The organism is Enterobacter cloacae complex sp. SHL012, from assembly GCF_049237505.1.
In the GTDB taxonomy this organism is placed as follows: domain Bacteria; phylum Pseudomonadota; class Gammaproteobacteria; order Enterobacterales; family Enterobacteriaceae; genus Enterobacter; species Enterobacter kobei.
Window position 1 is genome coordinate 1 of sequence record NZ_JBMKIZ010000013.1, and the last position, 20605, is coordinate 20605.

Annotated in this window: 17 protein-coding genes and 1 pseudogene; 9 read left to right on the top strand and 9 right to left on the bottom strand. The window is 54.0% G+C overall.

Annotated features, from left to right (window positions below):
* The 9 genes and pseudogenes from tuf to rpoC all read left to right on the top strand — a co-directional run.
* A pseudogene (gene tuf, locus ACOTY9_RS21860) lies at positions 1-153 on the top strand (elongation factor Tu); the annotation flags it as partial.
* A 229-nt stretch (positions 154-382) separates the two neighbouring features.
* Positions 383-766, top strand: coding sequence for a preprotein translocase subunit SecE (gene secE / locus ACOTY9_RS21865; RefSeq protein WP_013094999.1), 384 nt, complete (start codon positions 383-385; stop codon positions 764-766).
* 1 nt (position 767) lies between these two features.
* Positions 768-1313 carry a transcription termination/antitermination protein NusG gene (nusG, locus tag ACOTY9_RS21870; protein WP_003862341.1) on the top strand — a complete coding sequence of 182 codons (546 nt, stop codon included), beginning with the start codon at positions 768-770 and terminating at the stop codon, positions 1311-1313.
* 156 nt (positions 1314-1469) lie between these two features.
* Positions 1470-1898 carry a 50S ribosomal protein L11 gene (gene rplK / locus ACOTY9_RS21875; protein WP_008503452.1) on the top strand — a complete coding sequence of 143 codons (429 nt, stop codon included), beginning with the start codon at positions 1470-1472 and terminating at the stop codon, positions 1896-1898.
* Positions 1899-1901: 3 nt separating this feature from the next.
* Positions 1902-2606: a 50S ribosomal protein L1 gene (rplA, locus tag ACOTY9_RS21880; protein ID WP_013095000.1), complete on the top strand. Its 705-nt coding sequence runs from the start codon at positions 1902-1904 to the stop codon at positions 2604-2606.
* 291 nt (positions 2607-2897) lie between these two features.
* Complete coding sequence (gene rplJ, locus ACOTY9_RS21885) at positions 2898-3395, top strand: 50S ribosomal protein L10 (RefSeq protein ID WP_004097644.1); 498 nt, start codon at positions 2898-2900, stop codon at positions 3393-3395.
* A 66-nt stretch (positions 3396-3461) separates the two neighbouring features.
* Complete coding sequence (gene rplL, locus ACOTY9_RS21890; RefSeq protein WP_014882064.1) at positions 3462-3830, top strand: 50S ribosomal protein L7/L12; 369 nt, start codon at positions 3462-3464, stop codon at positions 3828-3830.
* A 319-nt stretch (positions 3831-4149) separates the two neighbouring features.
* The gene (gene rpoB, locus ACOTY9_RS21895) at positions 4150-8178 is read left to right on the top strand and encodes a DNA-directed RNA polymerase subunit beta (protein ID WP_014882065.1); all 4029 of its coding nucleotides are present in this window, start codon (positions 4150-4152) and stop codon (positions 8176-8178) included.
* Positions 8179-8254: 76 nt separating this feature from the next.
* Positions 8255-12478, top strand: coding sequence for a DNA-directed RNA polymerase subunit beta' (gene rpoC / locus ACOTY9_RS21900; RefSeq protein WP_014882066.1), 4224 nt, complete (start codon positions 8255-8257; stop codon positions 12476-12478).
* A 58-nt stretch (positions 12479-12536) separates the two neighbouring features.
* On the opposite strand, the gene ACOTY9_RS21905 is transcribed toward rpoC, so the two are convergent.
* From ACOTY9_RS21905 to thiC, 9 genes are all read right to left on the bottom strand, one after another.
* Complete coding sequence (locus ACOTY9_RS21905) at positions 12537-12854, bottom strand: PTS lactose/cellobiose transporter subunit IIA (protein ID WP_008503455.1); 318 nt, start codon at positions 12852-12854, stop codon at positions 12537-12539.
* A gap of 4 nt (positions 12855-12858) precedes the next feature.
* Positions 12859-13164 (bottom strand): PTS sugar transporter subunit IIB, encoded by a 306-nt coding sequence (locus ACOTY9_RS21910; protein ID WP_014882067.1) that lies wholly within the window; start codon positions 13162-13164, stop codon positions 12859-12861.
* A 146-nt stretch (positions 13165-13310) separates the two neighbouring features.
* Positions 13311-14852 carry a sensor domain-containing diguanylate cyclase gene (locus ACOTY9_RS21915; protein ID WP_045135539.1) on the bottom strand — a complete coding sequence of 514 codons (1542 nt, stop codon included), beginning with the start codon at positions 14850-14852 and terminating at the stop codon, positions 13311-13313.
* Between the two features lie 338 nt (positions 14853-15190).
* Positions 15191-16318, bottom strand: a complete 1128-nt coding sequence (gene thiH / locus ACOTY9_RS21920; protein ID WP_014882069.1) for a 2-iminoacetate synthase ThiH — start codon at positions 16316-16318, stop codon at positions 15191-15193.
* Positions 16315-17085 (bottom strand): thiazole synthase, encoded by a 771-nt coding sequence (gene thiG, locus ACOTY9_RS21925; protein ID WP_014882070.1) that lies wholly within the window; start codon positions 17083-17085, stop codon positions 16315-16317. Before thiG ends, thiH begins: the two co-directional genes overlap by 4 nt.
* A gap of 1 nt (position 17086) precedes the next feature.
* Positions 17087-17287, bottom strand: coding sequence for a sulfur carrier protein ThiS (thiS, locus tag ACOTY9_RS21930; RefSeq protein ID WP_014882071.1), 201 nt, complete (start codon positions 17285-17287; stop codon positions 17087-17089).
* The gene (gene thiF / locus ACOTY9_RS21935; RefSeq protein ID WP_023331764.1) at positions 17271-18026 is read right to left on the bottom strand and encodes a thiazole biosynthesis adenylyltransferase ThiF; all 756 of its coding nucleotides are present in this window, start codon (positions 18024-18026) and stop codon (positions 17271-17273) included. Before thiF ends, thiS begins: the two co-directional genes overlap by 17 nt.
* The gene (gene thiE / locus ACOTY9_RS21940; protein WP_088126286.1) at positions 18019-18654 is read right to left on the bottom strand and encodes a thiamine phosphate synthase; all 636 of its coding nucleotides are present in this window, start codon (positions 18652-18654) and stop codon (positions 18019-18021) included. Before thiE ends, thiF begins: the two co-directional genes overlap by 8 nt.
* Entirely contained in the window at positions 18654-20549 is a 1896-nt protein-coding gene (gene thiC, locus ACOTY9_RS21945; protein ID WP_088126287.1) for a phosphomethylpyrimidine synthase ThiC, read from the bottom strand. The genes thiE and thiC overlap by 1 nt, the downstream gene beginning before the upstream one ends.
* Positions 20550-20605 lie beyond the last annotated feature (56 nt).

The following is a 20605-nucleotide window of genomic DNA, read 5'->3' on the forward strand; positions in this document are numbered from 1 at the left end:
CCAGAAGGCGTTGAGATGGTAATGCCAGGCGACAACATCAAGATGGTTGTGACTCTGATCCACCCAATCGCGATGGACGACGGTCTGCGTTTCGCAATCCGTGAAGGTGGCCGTACCGTTGGCGCGGGCGTGGTTGCTAAAGTTCTCGGCTAATTGCTGATAACATTTGACGCAATGCGCAATAAAAGGGCATCATTTGATGCCCTTTTTGCACGCTTTCAGATCAGAACCTGGCTCATCAGTGATTATTTTTGTCATAATCATTGCTGAGACAGGCTCTGCAGAGAGCGTATAATCCGAAAAGCGAATGAGCATTTCGATTTGGTTTGCCTCGCAATCGCGGGGTGAAAATGTTTGTAGAATACTTCTGACAGGTTGGTTTATGAGTGCGAATACCGAAGCTCAAGGGAGCGGGCGCGGCCTGGAAGCGATGAAATGGGTAGTAGTAGCCGTTCTGCTGATCGTAGCGATTGTCGGCAACTACCTTTATCGTGACATTATGCTGCCGCTACGCGCGCTTGCAGTGGTAATTCTGATTGCTGCAGCGGGTGGTGTCGCGCTGTTGACGACGAAAGGCAAAGCGACTGTCGCTTTTGCACGCGAAGCGCGTACCGAAGTCCGCAAGGTGATTTGGCCGACTCGCCAGGAAACATTGCACACCACGCTGATTGTAGCGGCGGTTACCGCTGTAATGTCACTGATCCTGTGGGGACTGGATGGTATTCTGGTTCGCCTGGTATCCTTTATCACTGGCCTGAGGTTCTGAGATGTCTGAAGCCCCTAAAAAGCGCTGGTACGTCGTTCAGGCGTTTTCCGGTTTTGAAGGCCGCGTAGCAACGTCGCTGCGTGAGCATATCAAATTACACAACATGGAAGAGTTATTTGGCGAAGTTATGGTTCCGACCGAAGAAGTGGTTGAGATCCGTGGCGGCCAGCGTCGCAAAAGCGAGCGCAAATTCTTCCCGGGTTACGTGCTGGTTCAGATGGTTATGAACGACGCGAGCTGGCACCTGGTGCGCAGCGTACCGCGCGTGATGGGCTTTATCGGCGGCACGTCTGACCGTCCGGCGCCAATCAGCGACAAAGAAGTTGATGCGATTATGAACCGCCTGCAGCAGGTGGGTGATAAGCCGCGTCCGAAAACGCTGTTTGAACCGGGTGAAATGGTTCGTGTTAATGACGGTCCGTTTGCTGACTTTAATGGTGTGGTTGAAGAAGTGGACTACGAGAAGTCCCGCCTGAAAGTCTCCGTCTCTATCTTCGGTCGTGCGACCCCGGTAGAACTGGACTTTGCTCAGGTAGAGAAAGCCTAAGCAGCGATCAAAAAAGCGGCGATTTAATCGTTGCACAAGGCGCGAGATTGGAATACAATTTCGCGCCTTTTGTTTTTATGGGTCTCGGCCCGTAAAACGAATTTTATTCACGGGGAGCCTCTCTGAGGCGCTATTACCCAATCAGAGGATTTTAGAATGGCTAAGAAAGTACAAGCCTACGTCAAGCTGCAGGTTGCAGCTGGTATGGCGAACCCAAGTCCACCAGTTGGTCCAGCTCTGGGTCAGCAGGGTGTGAACATCATGGAATTCTGTAAAGCGTTCAACGCCAAAACCGAATCCCTGGAAAAAGGTCTGCCAATCCCAGTTGTAATCACTGTTTACGCTGACCGTTCTTTCACTTTCGTTACCAAAACCCCTCCAGCAGCAGTTCTGCTGAAGAAAGCGGCGGGTATCAAGTCTGGTTCCGGTAAACCGAACAAAGACAAAGTGGGTAAAATTTCCCGCGCTCAGCTGCAGGAAATCGCGCAGACCAAAGCTGCCGACATGACTGGTGCCGACATTGAAGCGATGACTCGCTCCATCGAAGGTACTGCACGTTCCATGGGCCTGGTAGTGGAGGACTAAGAAATGGCTAAACTGACCAAGCGCATGTCCGTGATCCGTGACAAAGTTGATGCGACCAAACAGTACGACATCAACGAAGCTATCGCTCTGCTGAAAGAACTGGCTACTGCTAAGTTCGTTGAAAGCGTTGACGTTGCTGTTAACCTGGGCATCGATGCTCGTAAATCTGATCAGAACGTTCGTGGTGCAACTGTACTGCCACACGGTACTGGCCGTTCCGTTCGCGTAGCTGTATTTACTCAGGGTGCAAACGCAGAAGCTGCTAAAGCTGCTGGAGCTGAACTGGTAGGTATGGAAGATCTGGCTGACCAGATCAAGAAAGGCGAAATGAACTTCGACGTTGTTATCGCATCTCCAGATGCAATGCGCGTTGTTGGCCAGCTGGGCCAGGTTCTGGGTCCACGTGGCCTGATGCCAAACCCGAAAGTGGGTACTGTAACGCCTAACGTTGCTGAAGCGGTTAAGAACGCTAAAGCAGGTCAGGTTCGTTATCGTAACGACAAAAACGGCATCATCCACACCACCATCGGTAAAGTGGACTTTGACGCTGACAAACTGAAAGAAAACCTGGAAGCTCTGCTGGTTGCGCTGAAAAAAGCAAAACCAACTCAGGCGAAAGGCGTGTACATCAAGAAAGTTAGCATCTCCACCACCATGGGTGCAGGTGTTGCAGTTGACCAGGCTGGCCTGAGCGCTGCTGCAAACTAATGCCTTTACGTGGGCGGTGATTTTGTCTACAATCTTACCCCCACGTTTGCTAACAAAAGTTAGCGGCTAAAAGAATTGTTCGTTGGAGCCTGGCCTAATCCAGGCCTCCGTCGAAGACCGCAGGTGTTTCGCAAGAGACTTAATCCCCTGCGTAGACGGTGACAGAACGCTAAGATTATTTTTGGATATTCTGGCTTGTTTCTGCTCACCGTATTAAGACGCTCTTTCCGTTTGGGAGAGTGAAGTGAGTTCCGGAACATGAGTTCCGGCAAACATCCAGGAGCAAAGCTAATGGCTTTAAATCTTCAAGACAAACAAGCGATTGTTGCTGAAGTCAGCGAAGTAGCCAAAGGCGCGCTGTCTGCAGTAGTTGCGGATTCCCGTGGCGTTACTGTAGACAAAATGACTGAACTGCGTAAAGCAGGTCGTGAAGCTGGCGTATACATGCGTGTTGTTCGTAACACCCTGCTGCGTCGCGTAGTTGAAGGTACTCCTTTCGAGTGCCTGAAAGACACGTTTGTTGGTCCGACCCTGATTGCATACTCTATGGAACACCCGGGCGCTGCTGCTCGTCTGTTCAAAGAGTTCGCGAAAGCGAATGCAAAATTTGAGGTCAAAGCTGCAGCCTTTGAAGGTGAGTTGATCCCGGCATCGCAAATCGATCGCCTGGCAACCCTGCCGACCTACGAAGAAGCAATTGCACGCCTGATGGCAACCATGAAAGAAGCTTCGGCTGGCAAACTGGTTCGCACTCTGGCTGCTGTTCGCGATGCAAAAGAAGCTGCTTAATCGCAGTTATCTTTATAAAGCATTTGCTTACGTATAAACTTATTCTGATTTTCAGGAACAATTTAAATGTCTATCACTAAAGATCAAATCATTGAAGCAGTTGCCGCTATGTCCGTAATGGACGTTGTAGAACTGATTTCTGCAATGGAAGAAAAATTCGGTGTTTCTGCTGCTGCCGCTGTAGCTGTTGCTGCTGGCCCAGCTGCTGACGCTGCTGAAGAAAAAACTGAATTCGACGTAATTCTGAAAGCTGCAGGCGCTAACAAAGTTGCTGTTATCAAAGCAGTACGTGGCGCAACTGGCCTGGGTCTGAAAGAAGCTAAAGACCTGGTAGAATCTGCTCCAGCTGCGCTGAAAGAAGGCGTGAGCAAAGACGACGCAGAAGCACTGAAAAAATCTCTGGAAGAAGCTGGCGCTGAAGTTGAAGTTAAATAAGCCAACCCTTCTGGTTGCAGCCTAAGCAATTAGGCTGATGGCTGGTGACTTTTTAGTCACCAGCCTTTTTGCGCTGTAAGGCATCAGTAGCATTTCACACTGTTTGACTGCTGATTGTCCTGACAATGCATGTTTCTATCGACGACTTAATATATTGCGACAGGGTGCTCGCTCTGTGTAAATCGCGACGAAATGATTTAAGCGTGATAGCAACAGGTATTGCGGAAAGTATTCAATTTTCCGGTCCACAAAATGGTGTTGCACAAACTGTCCCTTCGTCGGACAGATGGGTCGACTTGTCAGCGAGCTGAGGAACCCTATGGTTTACTCCTATACCGAGAAAAAACGTATTCGTAAGGATTTTGGTAAACGTCCACAAGTTCTGGACATTCCATATCTCCTTTCTATCCAGCTTGACTCGTTCCAGAAGTTTATCGAGCAAGATCCTGAAGGGCAGTACGGTCTGGAAGCCGCCTTCCGTTCCGTGTTCCCGATTCAGAGCTACAGCGGTAACTCCGAGCTGCAGTACGTCAGCTACCGCCTTGGCGAACCGGTGTTTGACGTTCAGGAATGTCAGATCCGTGGCGTGACCTATTCCGCACCGCTGCGCGTAAAACTGCGTCTGGTGATCTACGAGCGCGAAGCGCCGGAAGGCACCGTAAAAGACATTAAAGAACAAGAAGTCTACATGGGTGAAATTCCACTCATGACAGACAACGGTACTTTCGTTATCAACGGTACTGAGCGTGTTATCGTTTCCCAGCTGCATCGTAGCCCGGGCGTCTTCTTCGACAGCGATAAAGGTAAAACACACTCTTCCGGTAAAGTACTGTATAACGCACGCATCATTCCTTACCGTGGTTCATGGCTGGACTTCGAGTTCGATCCAAAAGACAACCTGTTTGTCCGTATCGACCGTCGTCGTAAGCTGCCTGCAACCATCATTCTGCGTGCGCTGCAATATACCACTGAGCAGATCCTGGACCTGTTCTTTGAGAAAGTGATCTTTGAAATCCGCGACAACAAGCTGCAGATGGAGCTGGTGCCGGAACGTCTGCGTGGTGAGACCGCGTCGTTCGACATCGAAGCCGACGGCAAAGTGTATGTGGAAAAAGGTCGCCGTATCACCGCGCGCCACATCCGCCAGCTGGAAAAAGATGATATCAAACACATCGAAGTTCCGGTTGAGTACATTGCAGGAAAAGTAGCCGCGAAAGATTACGTTGATGAATCAACTGGCGAGCTGATCTGCCCGGCTAACATGGAGCTGAGCCTGGATCTGCTGGCTAAGCTGAGCCAGTCTGGCCACAAACGTATCGAAACGCTGTTCACCAACGATCTGGACCACGGTCCTTATATCTCTGAGACTATCCGCGTCGACCCAACGACCGATCGTCTGAGCGCGCTGGTTGAAATCTACCGCATGATGCGTCCTGGTGAGCCACCAACTCGCGAAGCGGCTGAAAGCCTGTTCGAGAACCTGTTCTTCTCCGAAGACCGCTACGATTTGTCCGCGGTAGGTCGTATGAAGTTCAACCGTTCTCTGCTGCGTGATGAGATCGAAGGTTCCGGTATCCTGAGCAAAGACGACATCATCGAAGTGATGAAGAAGCTCATCGATATCCGTAACGGTAAAGGCGAAGTGGACGATATCGACCACCTCGGCAACCGTCGTATCCGTTCCGTAGGCGAAATGGCGGAAAACCAGTTCCGCGTTGGCCTGGTACGTGTTGAGCGTGCGGTTAAAGAGCGTCTGTCTCTGGGCGATCTGGATACCCTGATGCCTCAGGATATGATCAACGCCAAGCCGATTTCTGCGGCAGTGAAAGAGTTCTTCGGTTCCAGCCAGCTGTCTCAGTTCATGGACCAGAACAACCCGCTGTCTGAGATTACGCACAAACGTCGTATCTCTGCACTCGGCCCAGGCGGTCTGACCCGTGAACGTGCAGGCTTCGAAGTTCGAGACGTACACCCGACGCACTATGGTCGCGTATGTCCAATCGAAACGCCTGAAGGTCCAAACATCGGTCTGATCAACTCCCTGTCCGTGTACGCACAGACAAACGAATACGGTTTCCTCGAAACGCCGTATCGTAAAGTGACCGACGGTGTTGTAACCGACGAAATTCATTACCTGTCTGCTATCGAAGAAGGCAACTACGTTATCGCTCAGGCGAACTCCAACCTGGATGACGAAGGCCACTTTGTAGAAGATCTGGTTACCTGCCGTAGCAAAGGCGAATCCAGCTTGTTCAGCCGCGACCAGGTTGACTACATGGACGTATCCACCCAGCAGGTGGTATCCGTCGGTGCGTCCCTGATCCCGTTCCTGGAACACGATGACGCCAACCGTGCATTGATGGGTGCGAACATGCAACGTCAGGCCGTTCCAACTCTGCGTGCTGATAAGCCGCTGGTTGGTACCGGTATGGAACGTGCTGTTGCCGTTGACTCCGGTGTTACTGCAGTTGCTAAGCGTGGCGGTACCGTTCAGTACGTTGACGCATCCCGTATCGTTATCAAAGTTAACGAAGACGAGATGTATCCGGGCGAAGCGGGTATCGACATCTACAACCTGACCAAATACACCCGTTCTAACCAGAACACCTGTATCAACCAGATGCCTTGTGTATCTCTGGGTGAGCCAGTTGAGCGCGGCGACGTGCTGGCAGACGGTCCGTCCACCGACCTCGGTGAACTGGCGCTCGGTCAGAACATGCGCGTAGCGTTCATGCCGTGGAACGGTTACAACTTCGAAGACTCCATCCTCGTCTCCGAGCGTGTGGTTCAGGAAGATCGTTTTACCACCATCCACATTCAGGAACTGGCATGTGTGTCCCGTGACACCAAGCTGGGGCCAGAAGAGATCACGGCCGACATCCCTAACGTGGGTGAAGCAGCGCTCTCCAAACTGGATGAATCCGGTATTGTTTACATCGGTGCGGAAGTGACCGGCGGTGACATTCTGGTTGGTAAGGTGACGCCGAAAGGTGAAACCCAGCTGACGCCAGAAGAGAAACTGCTGCGTGCCATCTTCGGTGAGAAAGCGTCTGACGTTAAAGACTCTTCTCTGCGCGTACCAAACGGTGTTTCCGGTACGGTTATCGACGTTCAGGTCTTCACCCGTGATGGCGTTGAGAAAGATAAGCGTGCGCTGGAAATCGAAGAGATGCAGCTCAAGCAGGCCAAGAAAGACCTGTCTGAAGAACTGCAGATCCTCGAAGCAGGTTTGTTCAGCCGTATTTATGCGGTGCTGGTTGCCGGTGGCGTTGAAGCTGAGAAGCTCGACAAACTGCCACGCGATCGCTGGCTGGAACTGGGCCTGACCGACGAAGAGAAACAGAATCAGCTGGAACAGCTGGCTGAGCAGTATGACGAACTGAAACATGAGTTCGAGAAAAAACTCGAAGCGAAACGCCGCAAAATCACTCAGGGCGACGATCTGGCACCAGGCGTGCTGAAGATTGTTAAGGTGTATCTGGCCGTTAAACGTCAGATCCAGCCTGGTGATAAGATGGCAGGTCGTCACGGTAACAAGGGTGTTATTTCTAAGATCAACCCGATCGAAGATATGCCGCACGATGCTAACGGTACTCCGGTAGATATCGTACTGAACCCACTGGGCGTACCGTCTCGTATGAACATCGGTCAGATTCTGGAAACCCACCTGGGTATGGCTGCGAAAGGTATCGGCGACAAGATCAACGCCATGCTGAAACAGCAGCAGGAAGTCGCGAAACTGCGCGAATTCATCCAGCGTGCCTACGATCTGGGTACCGACGTTCGTCAGAAAGTCGACCTGAACACCTTCAGCGATGAAGAAGTGCTGCGTCTGGCAGAGAACCTGCGCAAAGGTATGCCAATTGCAACGCCGGTCTTCGACGGTGCAAAAGAAGCTGAAATTAAAGAGCTGCTGCAACTGGGTGGTCTGCCAACGTCTGGTCAGATTACGCTGTTTGACGGCCGTACCGGTGAACAGTTTGAGCGTCCGGTAACCGTAGGTTACATGTACATGCTGAAACTGAACCACCTGGTCGACGACAAAATGCACGCTCGTTCTACCGGTTCTTACAGCCTGGTTACTCAGCAGCCGCTGGGTGGTAAGGCACAGTTCGGTGGTCAGCGCTTCGGGGAGATGGAAGTGTGGGCGCTGGAAGCATACGGCGCGGCATACACCCTGCAGGAAATGCTCACCGTTAAGTCTGATGACGTGAACGGTCGTACCAAGATGTATAAAAACATCGTGGACGGCAACCATCAGATGGAACCGGGCATGCCAGAGTCCTTCAACGTACTGTTGAAAGAGATTCGTTCGCTGGGTATCAACATCGAACTGGAAGACGAGTAATTCTCGCTCAAACAGGTCACTGGTGCCGGGTTAACCCCCGGCACCGGATTGTGCTAACTCCGACGGGAGCAAATCCGTGAAAGATTTATTAAAGTTTCTGAAAGCGCAGACTAAAACCGAAGAGTTTGATGCGATCAAAATTGCTCTGGCTTCGCCAGACATGATCCGTTCATGGTCTTTCGGTGAAGTTAAAAAGCCGGAAACCATCAACTACCGTACGTTCAAGCCTGAGCGTGACGGCCTTTTCTGTGCGCGTATTTTCGGGCCAGTAAAAGACTACGAGTGCCTGTGCGGTAAGTACAAGCGCCTGAAACACCGTGGTGTGATCTGTGAGAAGTGTGGCGTTGAAGTGACCCAGACCAAAGTGCGTCGTGAGCGCATGGGCCACATCGAGCTGGCGTCTCCGACTGCGCACATCTGGTTCCTGAAATCTCTGCCGTCCCGTATCGGTCTGCTGCTGGATATGCCGCTGCGTGATATCGAACGCGTACTGTACTTCGAATCTTATGTGGTTATCGAAGGCGGTATGACGAACCTGGAACGTCACCAGATCCTGACTGAAGAGCAGTATCTGGACGCGCTGGAAGAGTTCGGTGACGAATTCGACGCGAAAATGGGTGCGGAAGCTATCCAGGCCCTGCTTAAGAGCATGGATCTGGAGCAAGAGTGCGAGCAGCTGCGTGAAGAGCTGAACGAAACCAACTCCGAAACCAAGCGTAAAAAGCTGACCAAGCGTATCAAACTGCTGGAAGCGTTCGTTCAGTCTGGTAACAAACCAGAGTGGATGATCCTGACCGTTCTGCCGGTTCTGCCGCCAGATCTGCGTCCGCTGGTTCCACTGGATGGTGGTCGTTTCGCGACGTCTGACCTGAACGATCTGTATCGTCGCGTCATTAACCGTAACAACCGTCTGAAACGTCTGCTGGATCTGGCTGCGCCGGACATCATCGTACGCAACGAAAAACGTATGCTGCAGGAAGCGGTAGATGCCCTGCTGGATAACGGTCGTCGCGGTCGTGCGATCACCGGTTCTAACAAGCGTCCTCTGAAATCTTTGGCCGATATGATCAAAGGTAAACAGGGTCGTTTCCGTCAGAACCTGCTCGGTAAGCGTGTTGACTACTCCGGTCGTTCTGTTATCACCGTAGGTCCATACCTGCGTCTGCATCAGTGCGGTCTGCCGAAGAAAATGGCACTGGAGCTGTTCAAACCATTCATCTACGGCAAACTGGAACTGCGTGGCCTTGCCACCACCATCAAAGCCGCGAAGAAAATGGTTGAGCGTGAAGAAGCTGTCGTTTGGGATATCCTGGACGAAGTGATCCGCGAACACCCGGTACTGCTGAACCGTGCACCAACCCTGCACCGTCTGGGTATCCAGGCATTTGAGCCAGTACTGATCGAAGGTAAAGCTATCCAGCTGCACCCGCTGGTTTGTGCGGCGTATAACGCCGACTTCGATGGTGACCAGATGGCTGTTCACGTACCGCTGACGCTGGAAGCCCAGCTGGAAGCGCGTGCGCTGATGATGTCTACCAACAACATCCTGTCCCCAGCGAACGGTGAGCCAATCATTGTTCCTTCTCAGGACGTTGTACTGGGTCTGTACTACATGACCCGTGACTGTGTTAACGCCAAAGGCGAAGGCATGGTGCTGACTGGCCCTAAAGAAGCTGAGCGTATTTATCGCGCTGGCCTGGCCTCTCTGCATGCGCGCGTTAAAGTGCGTATCACTGAATACGAAAAAGATGCAAATGGCGAATTCGTTGCGCACACCAGCCTGAAAGACACGACCGTTGGCCGTGCCATTCTGTGGATGATCGTACCGAAAGGTCTGCCTTTCTCCATCGTCAACCAGGCGCTGGGTAAGAAAGCGATCTCCAAAATGCTGAACACCTGTTACCGCATTCTGGGTCTGAAGCCGACCGTTATCTTCGCTGACCAGACAATGTACACCGGCTTTGCTTATGCAGCGCGTTCAGGTGCATCTGTTGGTATCGATGACATGGTCATCCCAGAGAAGAAACACGAGATCATCTCTGAAGCGGAAGCTGAAGTTGCTGAGATCCAGGAGCAGTTCCAGTCTGGTCTGGTAACCGCGGGCGAACGCTATAACAAAGTTATCGATATCTGGGCTGCGGCGAACGATCGTGTATCCAAGGCGATGATGGATAACCTGCAGACCGAAACCGTGATTAACCGTGACGGCGTAGAAGAGCAGCAGGTTTCCTTCAACAGCATCTACATGATGGCCGACTCCGGTGCGCGTGGTTCTGCAGCACAGATTCGTCAGCTGGCAGGTATGCGTGGTCTGATGGCGAAGCCAGATGGCTCCATCATCGAAACGCCAATCACCGCGAACTTCCGTGAAGGTCTGAACGTACTCCAGTACTTCATCTCCACGCACGGTGCGCGTAAAGGTCTGGCGGATACCGCACTGAAAACAGCGAACTCCGGTTATCTGACGCGTCGTCTGGTTGACGTTGCACAGGATCTGGTCGTAACTGAAGACGATTGTGGCACCCTCGAAGGTATCACCATGACCCCGGTTATCGAGGGTGGTGATGTTAAAGAGCCACTGCGCGATCGCGTACTGGGTCGTGTAACCGCGGAAGACATTCTGAAGCCGGGTACCGCAGACATTCTGGTTCCACGCAACACGCTGCTGCACGAACAGTGGTGTGACCTGCTGGAAGCGAACTCTGTTGACTCCGTGAAAGTGCGTTCCGTTGTATCCTGTGACACCGACTTTGGTGTATGTGCGCACTGCTATGGTCGTGACCTGGCGCGTGGCCACATCATCAACAAAGGTGAAGCTATCGGCGTTATCGCGGCACAGTCCATCGGTGAGCCAGGTACACAGCTGACGATGCGTACGTTCCACATCGGTGGTGCGGCATCTCGTGCGGCTGCTGAATCCAGCATTCAGGTGAAAAACAAAGGTAGCATCAAGCTCAGCAATGCGAAGTCGGTTGTTAACTCCGCAGGCAAGCTTGTTGTGACCTCTCGTAACACCGAGCTGAAGCTGATCGACGAATTCGGTCGTACCAAAGAGAGCTATAAAGTACCTTACGGTGCGGTTATGGCGAAAGGTGATGGCGAGCAGGTTGCCGGCGGTGAAACCGTTGCAAACTGGGATCCACACACCATGCCGGTTATCACCGAAGTAAGTGGTTTCATCCGCTTTACTGACATGATCGACGGCCAGACCATTACTCGTCAGACCGACGAGCTGACCGGTCTGTCTTCTCTGGTGGTTCTGGATTCTGCTGAACGTACTACTGGTGGTAAAGATCTGCGTCCTGCACTGAAAATCGTTGATGCTCAGGGTAATGACGTTCTGATCCCGGGTACCGATATGCCTGCGCAGTACTTCCTGCCGGGTAAAGCGATTGTACAGCTGGAAGATGGCGTACAGATCAGCTCTGGTGACACCCTGGCGCGTATTCCTCAGGAATCCGGCGGTACCAAGGACATCACCGGTGGTCTGCCACGCGTTGCAGACCTGTTCGAAGCACGTCGTCCGAAAGAGCCGGCAATCCTGGCTGAGATCAGCGGTATCATTTCCTTCGGTAAAGAGACCAAAGGTAAGCGCCGTCTGGTTATCACTCCAGTAGATGGCAGCGAGCCGTACGAAGAGATGATTCCTAAGTGGCGTCAGCTCAACGTGTTCGAAGGTGAACGTGTAGAACGTGGTGACGTTGTTTCCGACGGTCCAGAAGCGCCGCACGACATCCTGCGTCTGCGTGGTGTACATGCTGTTACCCGTTACATTGTTAACGAAGTACAGGACGTATACCGCCTGCAGGGCGTTAAGATTAACGATAAACACATCGAAGTTATCGTTCGTCAGATGCTGCGTAAAGCAACCATCGAAAACGCAGGCAGCTCTGAGTTCCTCGAAGGCGAGCAGGTTGAATACTCACGCGTCAAGATCGCTAACCGCGACCTGGAAGCGAATGGCAAAATCGGTGCGACTTACGCGCGCGATCTGCTGGGTATCACCAAAGCGTCTCTGGCAACCGAGTCCTTCATCTCTGCAGCATCGTTCCAGGAAACGACTCGTGTCCTGACCGAAGCGGCTGTTGCAGGTAAACGTGATGAACTGCGCGGTCTGAAAGAGAACGTTATCGTGGGTCGTCTGATCCCAGCGGGTACCGGTTATGCATACCATCAGGATCGTATGCGTCGTCGTGCTGCGGGCGAACTGCCAGCTGCACCGCAGGTGACTGCTGAAGATGCATCCGCGAGCCTGGCAGAACTGCTGAACGCAGGTCTGGGCGGTTCCGACAACGAGTAATCGTTAATGCCGTAAATAAAAAACCCGCCTCGGCGGGTTTTTTTACATCTGCATTATTTCAATTCACTAACGGGATCCGTCGATAAAGCTCAATCATGTCGCCTGCCAGATCCTGAATCACCATGGCGTTCATCAGGTGGTCCTGAGAGTGAACGGTTATCAGGTTGACCGGGAGCTTGCCGGTTCCTTCGTCAAGACCGATAAGCTGTGTCTGGATCGTATGCGCATGCTTCACATATTCGCGAGACTCTTCCATTGCTTTTTCGGCTTCGTCGAACTCACCTTTGCGGGCCATTTGTAATGCCGTAAGCGCGGCACTTCGCGCCGCCCCGGCGTTGACCAGCAGTTCCATGATCGTTGTCTCTAAATCTTCCATGAGGTCACTCCAGCAGTTTGAGGGCTTTTTCCAGTACGGCATCGCCTTTCATCATGCCGTAGTCCATCATGTCGATCACCGCGACTTTTTTGCCCAGTGGGTCAGCCTGTGCCTGCAGTTTTGCCTGCTCGTATTTAACCTGTGGCCCCAGCAATACGATGTCGGCCGTCGCGATGTTGTCTTTAAACTCCGCAACCGGAACGGCTTTAATGGTGACTTCAACCCCTTTTTTCTGCGCGGCATCTTTCATACGTTGAACCAGCATGCTGGTTGACATTCCCGCTGCACAGCATAAAACGATGTTCTTCATAATCAGCCTCGATCTACATGTGTTTATTGATAATTATCCCGTGCAGACCGCTTCAACAACCGCTTTACCGCGATTGTGTGTCAGGCATCACAAAGAAAACGGCATTTTCCTGAAACCGGTTACAATTCTGACGGGAGGAGAGAAAATTAGCCGACGGTTGTTCGAACAATGCGGTTTTTTCCCTGCTGTTTAGCGCTATAAAGCGCGTTATCGACACTTCCCACAAGTTGTTCCAGCGGTTCGAAGTGCCATTCCCCCAGACCCGCACTGAACGTAACGTGCAGGTTTTCTTCCCGCCAGACGCGCCTTTCAACGGCGGTGCGCCAGGCGTCAAGCAATGAGAATGCGGCAGCGATCTGCTCGGCCTGGAAGATCACCGCGAACTCTTCTCCACCGTAGCGATAGACCGAGATGTTGTGTGGCTGCATTATCTGGATCCCTTCGCGCGCCACATTACGCAGGACAATGTCACCACTCAGATGTCCCCATGTGTCGTTGATCGATTTGAAGTTATCGATATCAATCAGCGCCAGTGCGAAAGGCTGGTGGGCGGTCAGCAGTTCATCCACATCATTGTCAAACGCGCGGCGGTTTTTGCAGCCGGTCAACGCATCGTGAGTCGCCTGGCGAACATACGCCATCTCCCGCTCTTTATTGGACTGAATCGTGTGGCTCAGCATCGCTTCCAGACGCGGTGCCTGGCTGACATCGCCCGTTTTGATCGCATTGATAATGGTCATTAATACGGTACGCGAGGCATGACGCAGATAAAGACCGAAGAGAATGATGATGATGGCTGCCAGCGCGAAGCCCCAGCCAACGATAGTGGTTTCGTGGCGGGTGATATCGGTAAGCGTCGCGCCAGATACCCGATAGATAACAAACCAGTCCGGGTTCGTGAAAGAGTAGTAGTAATACCAGGCATTGGTTTTCCGGTCGTAAAGATGGCCTTCGCCGCTGGTCATTTTGTCCATCAGCGCTTCGCTCACGTACTTTTTGAACAGGGCGCCTGTATCTGGGTGCAGCACGACGGTCCCGTCGCGTTCGACGACGAAGAATTCCCCTTGTACGGGGGCCACCATTTGTCGAAGGGTATACCCCATCGACGTCAAATCAAGATGAAAAGCGAGGGTTCCCTTGAGTCTGCCTTCTGTTGAAATCAATGGCTTATAAAGCGTAACTGTCGGATGCCCGGTAAAGTAGTCCGTATAATGATGGGTATAATGGCTGAAAATACTGGCTTCTGCGTGCGCGACAAACCACGGGCGCGTCCGCGGATCGACGTTTTTACTCTTTTCCGTGGGAGGCGCTTCTGGTGCGTGTAAATAATGCCCCTCTGTGTCGGCCAGCGAGATGGATGACACGGTCGGCATCAGGTTTTGCAAATGCATCAACATCTGCAGCCCTTGCGTCGGGTTGACGTTGAGCGTCTCATTCAGTATCTCGCTGCGGGCAAAGTACATCGCAGAGCGACCAAGGATATAGTCGTTTTCACGCAGGATTGATTCGGTATAGTTAACCGCCAGGTTATGCGTGAAGTTACTGTTAATCTTGTGATAATCCTCAAGGAAATCCTTTCTTTGCGAAAGAGAGACCACGACCGCGATCAGCGCAAAACTGCACAGGATCCCCGCGAAGCTGAGCATGATTGGCCGGGTAAAAGAGAGCTTTTTGCTGTGAAGTGCCATGAGTTGTACATCGATCCTGATGGTGAATATTTTTTGTCTGCCGATATCCTCTCAGCATAGTCGCTGTCCTGCGGTTCGCGGTGAATTATACGGAACACGATTTTCGGCAAGATGATTTATCTTAAGAATCACTAAGAAATTCCTTATCCATGTTTTTGCCGCCCCATTTATGCAAGAAATCGGAGGCAGGGCGAAACGAGGAAGAAGCTTTTCGCCCTGGCCAGCATCCCTTGCTGACCGGATGACAATAAAAAACCGGACGATCGCTGACAATCGTCCGGTTTTATCTTTCCGTAGTGTCTCGACACTTTTTTAACGTATTGCAGCGTGTTTCAACGTTATTGCGAGGCTCTTCCCAGCCAGCTGTCCCAGTCTTTCCAGACCGGCTGTAGGCCCTGTGCCGTCAGGGCGGCGGCGACTGCCTCCGGACGTCGCCCGTCATGCGGTGCAAACTGTTCCAGCTCCGGGTGATCGTCGGCGTAACCGCCCGGCTGTGTTTTGGAAAACGCGCTGACGTTGTTAATTGCCAGCGGGATCACGCGATCGCGAAACGCCGGGGACTCACGCGTTGAAAGCGATAATTCAACCTCCGGGGCGAGCAGGCGAAACGCGCAGATAGTCTGCACCAGCTGACGCTCATCCATCAGCGATGCCGGTTCTATTCCGCCTGCGCAGGGTCGCAGGCGGGGGAAAGAGATAGAATAGCGGCTCTGCCAGTAGTGCTGCTGGAGCCACAACAAATGCTCTGCCACCATGTAGCAATCGACCCGCCAGCTGTCGGAGAGCCCAATCAGCGCCCCGAGACCGATTTTATCGATCCCGGCGCGGCCCAGCCTGTCCGGTGTCTCCAGCCGGAAGAAGAAATCCTGTTTCTTCCCCTTCAGGTGGTGCCGGGCGTATGTTGCCTCGTGGTAGGTTTCCTGGTAAACCATGACCCCATCCAGCCCGAGCGATTTTAACTCCGCGTACTCATCCTGCGACAGGGGCTGTACCTCCATCTGCAACGACGCAAACTCGCGACGTATCGCCGGAAGGTGCTGACGGAAATAGTCCATTCCCACTTTTCCCTGATGCTCGCCCGTGACCAGCAGAAGATGTTCGAACCCCATTTCACGAATGGCGGCGCACTCACGTGCGATCTCATCTTCATCAAGGGTTTTCCGCTTGATGCGGTTGCTCATGGAGAAACCGCAATAGGTGCAGTCATTGGCGCACAGGTTCGAGAGATAAAGTGGAACGTAGAAGCTTACCGTGTTGCCAAAACGCTGGCGGGTAAGGCGCTGAGCGCGCTGCGCCATCGGTTCAAGGTACGCGCTGGCCGCCGGAGAGAGCAGGGCCATCAGGTCCTCACGGGTCAGATGACGGGCATTCAGGGCACGCTCCACGTCAGCCGCCGTTTTGCTGTTGATACGCAGGGCGATATCGTCCCAGTTGAGCTGACGCCAGCGTTCGGTAAACGTGCTCATGAGAGAGCCTCCAGAAAACCGGTCAGCGGGCTGGTGGCCTGCGCCTGAAAACTGCGCGAGCCAGGGCCGGATCCTCTTGCCAGCAAGCCGGCCTCTACGGCCATGCGGAACGCGCGCGCCATCATGACCGGATCGTCAGCCACCGCAATCGCCGTATTGACCAGTACCGCGTCGGCCCCCATCTCCAGCGCCTGCGCGGCATGGCTTGGTACGCCAATCCCCGCATCGACCACCACCGGCACGGTGGCTTGTTCAATGATGATCTCCAGCATCGCGCGAGTTTCGAGACCCTGATTAGAGCCAATTGGCGCACCCAGCGGCATCACGGCGGCACAGCCGACCTCTTCCAGACGCTTACACAGCACAGGGTCCGCCCCGCAGTAAGGCAGGACGGTAAACCCTTGCTGCACAAGCTTTTCTGCTGCTTTCAGCGTTTCAATCGGGTCCGGCAGCAGCCAGCGGGCATCCGGATGAATTTCCAGCTTCAGCCAGCGGGTACCGAGCGCTTCACGTGCCAGCAGTGCGGCGAAAATTGCTTCTTCCGCCGTTTTTGCACCGGAGGTGTTGGGCAAGAGCGTAACGCCTGCCTCCAGCAAAGGCGCAAGAATGGCATCGTTGTGCTGGCGCAGATCCACGCGTTTCATCGCCAGCGTCACCAGCTGGCTGCCACTTTCACGGATGGCCTCTACCATCAGCTGTGGAGAGGCGAACTTTCCGGTTCCGGTAAACAGATGTGAATCAAAGATTTTATCGGCAATATGTAGCATCTCAGCCCCCTGCGATAACCTGAAACAGCAGGATCTGGTCGCCGTCATTGACCTGCTGATGTTCCCACTGCTCGCGCGGCAGGATCTGTTGATTGAGTGCCAGCGCCGTTCCCGGCTTGAGCTGACGTAACTTATCGAGCAGGGCGGCAATGGTCAGCCCGTCGTCGCAGCTTATCGGCTCATCGTTAAACAGAATGCGCATCGCGGCCTCCGCATACCGGGCAGTGGCTGGCGCGGTTTAAGGCCAGATGGCGCCAGCCGCCTGAACGAGCGTCGAACAGCCGCAGCGTATTACGTTCCGTCTCCATGCCGCTGAGCAGCTTGATGGCCTCAAGCGCCTGAAGGGTGCCCATCACTCCGACTACCGGGCCAAGAATGCCTGCCGTGCGGCAGTTGCGTGCGGGCTCGGCATCGTCCGGCCACAGGCAGCGATAGCAGCCCTGCGCCCAGGGGGGCGTCAGGACCATCATCTGTCCGCCGAACCCCACCGCGCTGGCGGTGATCAGGGGCGTGTTATTGATCACGCAGGCGGCGTTGATCGCCTGACGCGTCGCCATGTTGTCAGTGCAGTCCAGCACCACGTCGGCAAGGGCAACCTCACGGTGCAGATTTTCATCGCTCAGCCGCGTCTGGAGTGCAATCAGTTCGATGTCCGGGTTGAGCTGATTCAGCCTCTGGCGGGTAATCTGCGCTTTGGGTTGATTAATGTCCTTTGTCGTGAAGAGGATTTGTCGCTGCAGGTTGCTGAGGTGCACCTCGTCGTCATCGGCCAGCACCAGCGTACCGATACCTGCGCCTGCCAGATAAAGCGCGGCGGGGGCGCCTAATCCGCCCAGACCAATAATCAACACCCGGCTGGCGAGCAGCTTTTGCTGCCCGTCGATGGCGATATCCTCCAGCAGAATTTGACGGCTGTAGCGCATAAAATCGCGGTCATTCATCGCCCGCTCCTGCCAGCTGTAAAAGCCGTGCCGTGGCCGCCTGCCAGTCCGCTGCCTGGGTAATCGCGCTGACGACGGCGATACTGCCGACGCCGGTTTCCAGTACCGCAGGGGCGCGTTCAAGGCTTATCCCGCCAATGGCAACGGTGGGGTAATCGGCCAGGCGCTTAACGTGTAACGCCAGCTGCGTTAAACCCTGTGGTGCGGAGGGCATCTGCTTGGTTTGTGTCGGAAAAACGTGGCCGAGAGCGATATAGGAGGGGTGCGCTGCCAGTGCCACGTCAATTTCCATATCGTCGTGTGTCGACACCCCCAGCCGCAGCCCGGCTTTGCGAATAGCGTTAAGATCGGTAGTTTCCAGATCTTCCTGACCCAGATGGACGCCGTACGCCTGGTGCTTAATAGCCAGCCGCCAGTAGTCGTTGATAAACAGACGAGCGTGGTAGCGTCGTCCCAGCGCGATGGCGGCGATAACGTCGGCCTCAACTTCTTCATCGCGCTTATCCTTGATGCGCAGCTGGAGGGTGCGAACGCCTGCCTCCAGCAGGCGTTGGATCCACTCCACGCTGTCCACCACCGGATAGAGCCCTAAACGGAAGGGCACGGAGGGGAAATCAGGCTGGTACATTAGGCCTCCTCTTTTTTGAGGTAGATCTCGCCGCCTTTCGCGCGGAAGGTTTCTGACATGTCTGCCATACCCACTTCGATGGTCTGTGCGGCGGCGTAGTCGCGTACCTCCTGGCTGATTTTCATCGAGCAGAATTTTGGACCGCACATGGAGCAGAAGTGTGCCACCTTGCCCGATTCCTGTGGCAGGGTTTCGTCGTGGTAGGCGCGGGCGGTGAAGGGGTCCAGCGCCAGGTTGAACTGATCTTCCCAGCGGAATTCAAAGCGCGCCTTCGACATGGCGTTATCGCGGATTTGCGCCCCCGGGTGGCCTTTCGCCAGATCCGCCGCATGAGCGGCAATCTTGTAGGTAATCAGTCCTTGCTTCACGTCCTCTTTATTTGGCAGGCCCAGGTGCTCTTTCGGCGTGACGTAGCAGAGCATGGCGCAGCCGAACCAGCCGATCATCGCTGCGCCAATCCCGGAGGTGAAGTGGTCGTAGCCCGGTGCAATATCGGTGGTCAGGGGCCCCAGAGTATAGAACGGCGCTTCGTGGCAGTGCTCCAGCTCCTCGGTCATATTGCGGCGGATCATCTGCATCGGCACATGTCCAGGGCCTTCAATCATTACCTGTACGTCATACTCCCATGCAATTTTTGTCAGTTCGCCCAGCGTGTGCAGCTCGGCAAACTGCGCTTCGTCGTTGGCATCGCGAATGGAGCCCGGACGCAGGCCGTCGCCCAGCGACAGGGATACGTCATAGGCAGCGCAGATTTCGCAGATCTCGCGGAAGTGTTCGTAGAGGAAGTTTTCCTGATGATGTGACAGACACCATTTTGCCATGATGGATCCGCCGCGGGAGACGATGCCGGTCAGACGTTTTGCGGTCATCGGCACGTAGCGCAGCAGCACGCCAGCGTGAATCGTGAAGTAGTCCACGCCCTGTTCCGCCTGCTCCAGCAGCGTGTCGCGGAAGGTTTCCCAGGTGAGGTTTTCGGCGATGCCGTTCACTTTCTCCAGCGCCTGATAAATCGGGACGGTACCAATCGGGACCGGGCTGTTACGCAGGATCCACTCGCGGGTTTCGTGAATATAACGGCCAGTTGAGAGGTCCATTACCGTGTCCGCGCCCCAGCGCGTTGACCAGACCAGCTTTTCTACTTCCTCTTCGATGGAGGAAGTGACGGCAGAGTTACCGATATTGGCATTGACCTTCACCAGGAAATTGCGGCCGATAATCATCGGTTCGGATTCCGGGTGGTTGATGTTGGCAGGGATAATCGCGCGGCCAGCGGCCACTTCGTCACGCACAAACTCCGGCGTGATGTTTTCCGGCAGGCGAGCGCCAAACCCTTCACCTGGATGCTGGTGGCGCAGCACTTCGCTACGGATACGCTCGCGGCCCATGTTTTCACGAATGGCGATGAACTCCATCTCCGGCGTGACGATCCCCTGGCGCGCATAGTGCAGCTGGGTCACGCGTTTGCCCGCTCTGGCGCGTTTTGGCGTCAGCAGACCGGTGAAACGCAATTCGTCCAGACCATCGTCGGCCAGGCGCGCTTTGGTGTACGACGAGCTTTGTTCGTTGAGTTCTTCACAGTCGTTACGTGCGTCAATCCACGGCTGGCGCAGCTTTGGCAGACCCCGCTGAACATTGATGGCAACAGAGGGATCGCCATACGGGCCGGAGGTGTCATACACCGGGACGGCTTCGTTATCTTCATATTGCGGGTTATCTTTGCTGCCGCCGATAAGCGTCGGGCTAAGCTGGATTTCGCGCATCGGCACGCGAATGTCGGCCTGTGAACCGGTGATGTATATGCGCTTCGAGTTCGGGAAAGCGGTACCTTCCAGGGTATCGATGAAGTGTTGGGCGTGTTCGCGCTGTTCGCGACGGGTCAGTTTAGTGGTAGACATAGCTCATTCCAGAAGTGAAGGACATGGCTTGTCAGACGACGGATGAAGCAAGAGAA